This is a genomic window from Nostoc foliaceum FACHB-393 (genome assembly GCF_014698505.1).
Taxonomy (GTDB): Bacteria; Cyanobacteriota; Cyanobacteriia; order Cyanobacteriales; family Nostocaceae; genus Nostoc; species Nostoc foliaceum_A.
On sequence record NZ_JACJTD010000167.1, the window covers coordinates 1 to 2795 of the forward strand.

Genomic DNA, 2795 nt, shown 5'->3' on the forward strand with positions numbered 1-2795 from the left:
AGTTCTATTCCGTTGCCAACATGCACTCTCCGCGATCGCATGTTGGTAAAAGTGTTGTATATCAAGGAAAGTGGTTTTAATCGGAGTTTATGTCGGATAAAAGATAAGGGTATCTTATTTTGTCTTCATGGTGATTGTAGTGTACTTGCAACACAAATATTACAAAAAGGGAGACGTAAAACTGGGCATCACCATGCCAAAACAGGAAAATTGTACGCTAAGGCTGAAAGTCTTTCTCTGTCTAGATTTGGGGCGTTATTTTTTTTGATGGTGCAGAGTATTGCTAGTACTCTGCACCATCAAAAAGAGTAATTCGAGTCAAAAGTGATAAATACAGGTATGCCATTTGCTCAAAACAACTGATTTTCATAGCGTTGAGGTTAGCATCAGTTCCAAGCGCGTACACTTTCCCCGTTTTGGCACAGTGATGCCTAATACTACTCTGCACCAACAAAATAAGGGTAATCAGCCGCTCTTCGGGTGAAGGGTAAAAAATCAGGGGCTAAGATGCTTGCTAGGCAAGCTTTTCAGCCTTAGCGTACAATTTTCCCGTTTTGGCACGGTGATGCCAACTGTGATGGACTATGCTCCGTTTAAGAGCGATGGCGCAGATATCCCACCGTAGGCGATCGCTGCGCGGCAGAATTACACGTTGTAGCCCCAACGTGTAATTCTGCATGAATTATGAGCCTTAACAATCAGCTAACTAAAGATTTTCTTCATTAATTGCGTAATTTAGAACAAAAACCATGTTGTCGGTTAACAGATTGTTTGTCGCTTTAACATATTGATGTCATCGGAAGAGAAAACCATACTATGTAAGGTTTTCAGTTGTTGATATGATCGCTAATCCGTGCCTTGTGAGGAATGCCCAAAAAATTACAACTCCTTGAGCCGTCTTGACTTTAACAGTTTCTGATAGGACGACATTGATCTGTTAAAACGACAAACAATTTAATTTGTTAACCGACAACTCCAAAGCTGAAAGTAAGGTGAGGCAAGCCTTTCAAGAAGCGCTTTTTAGTGAAAAAACTATGATTATACTGCTAGTTTTGATCGAGGATGCAGAGAGTGTGCGTAAGTCATAAAGGAACCAAAAGCAAAAGTTAAGCTGGGAACGAGAGATGTACACTACGGCGGTACTCGCCTGGTGTAGTCCCTGTCCAACGTTTAAAGGCATGATAGAAGGCGCTAGTTTCTGAGAAGCCAAGGAGAAAGGCAACTTCACAGATGGCGATATGGCGTTCTTGGAGATAGTAAATGGACAACTGCTGCCGCATTTGGTCTAACAGTTCTTGATAAGAAGTTCCGGCTTTTTTAAGTTGGCGTTGCAGAGTGCGAGGAGTATATCCTAGACGATGAGCGATCGCTTCCAAGCTAGGGTTACTAGTACGCAGTCCTTCACTAATCAGCTGAAGTACTCTGTCTACAAGAGTTTCATTTCGTGGTAATCGAGCTAACAAATCCTCAGCATAGCGATCAAGGATGCTACATAGGCCAGGGTCTGATTTCAACACTGGTTGCCCAAGAAAAGCAACATCAAATAAAATTTCCGCTGTTGGTTGATTGAACTCTAACAGAGCGCGAAATAAACAGCGGTAAGCAGAAATATCTTCTGGTGTTGAGATCGGAAAGTTGACTTGGATTGGCACCCAATCTAGTCCAGTTATCCTGCGAACAGCAACGACGATACTTGCTAAACCCCACTGAACGCAAACCACAGGCGGTTGAGGTAGTCCGAAAGTAATACTAGTCAGTTGGGTTACGTTGTCTTCGGTTTTCAGAAAGAACTTGATACCTGTGTGTAACAATTCCGAGTATCGGACTATCCTTGACAACGCTTCAGCCACGTCTGTACAGCTATTAATCACATAGCCAAGTATATCCCAGGTGGCGGGGACATTAAATTCTGGTAGATGTAAACCAATATAGCGATCGCCAGACTGATGAACAATCTCTTGCCAGAGAGCATAATACTGTTCGCGGGAAATTCGGGCATCAGCATTTTCAAGGATGGATGCATCGAGTCCAATGGCAGCCAAGAGCGCCTCCGGCTGTAAGTTGACACCACGCGCTGCATTGAGAATGCCTTGCACAAACTTAATTGAGACAGTGTGGAACATACAACACGACTCGACGAAGATTGCTGTTAGTCATTTAATTGTAATTACCTGCTTGAGGTTTAAATATCAAACTTTTTGTCGCATTGAATCAATGCTTCTAGCTAAATAACAACAGTAACTTCATAGATAAAGGGGCTTGATTAGCAAGCTCCCAAAAATATACTCACTTGACCAACTTTGCCTAAAAATTGATCAAGCAACTAGGGAGGCTCTGCGATCGTGTCAGATAATTTTTTTGATTTGCATCTTGAAGATGATATAGATATCTTTAAAGGGTTGACAATTCTTGCGGTAGATGACACAAACGATATCTTGATTCTAATTAGCTATATTTTTGAAAGCTATGGAATTCATGTGATGACCGCATCATCAGCTGCGGCAGCATTTGAAATCATTAAACAATTCCCGGTGGATCTTTTAATAAGTGATATTGCTATGCCAGAAAAGTCTGGGTATTGGTTAATACAGAAAGTTAGAACACTTACGCATCCACAAAAAAGAGAAATTCCGGCAATTGCTTTTACTGGCAGTGTTGAAGATAATTCCTTGCGGGGGGACAAAATGGTTTAGAATGCTTATATTGCAAAGAGTGTAGCAATTTGTGGTAAAAGAAAAAGAGCCTTCATTCGCAACAAGCTCTATTTAATGATAATGTTACCAGAATTCTACGAG

Annotated in this window: 4 protein-coding genes; 2 read left to right on the forward strand and 2 right to left on the reverse strand. The window is 41.5% G+C overall.

The window, feature by feature from the left end:
* The coding region (locus H6G92_RS38605; RefSeq protein ID WP_190902102.1) for a hypothetical protein at nucleotides 1–312 on the forward strand (312 nt) is incomplete at its 5' end.
* Between the two features lie 202 nt (nucleotides 313–514).
* Here the strand turns inward: H6G92_RS38605 and H6G92_RS38610 are convergent.
* Entirely contained in the window at nucleotides 515–679 is a 165-nt protein-coding gene (locus H6G92_RS38610) for a hypothetical protein (protein ID WP_190902104.1), read from the reverse strand.
* Nucleotides 680–1106: 427 nt separating this feature from the next.
* Nucleotides 1107–2123: an AraC family transcriptional regulator gene (locus tag H6G92_RS38615; protein ID WP_190902106.1), complete on the reverse strand. Its 1017-nt coding sequence runs from the start codon at nucleotides 2121–2123 to the stop codon at nucleotides 1107–1109.
* Between the two features lie 219 nt (nucleotides 2124–2342).
* Here H6G92_RS38615 and H6G92_RS38620 point away from each other — a divergent pair, with 219 nt between their 5' ends.
* On the forward strand, nucleotides 2343–2693 hold the full coding sequence (locus tag H6G92_RS38620) for a response regulator (RefSeq protein WP_313890068.1): 351 nt from the start codon (nucleotides 2343–2345) through the stop codon (nucleotides 2691–2693).
* Nucleotides 2694–2795: the final 102 nt, after the last annotated feature.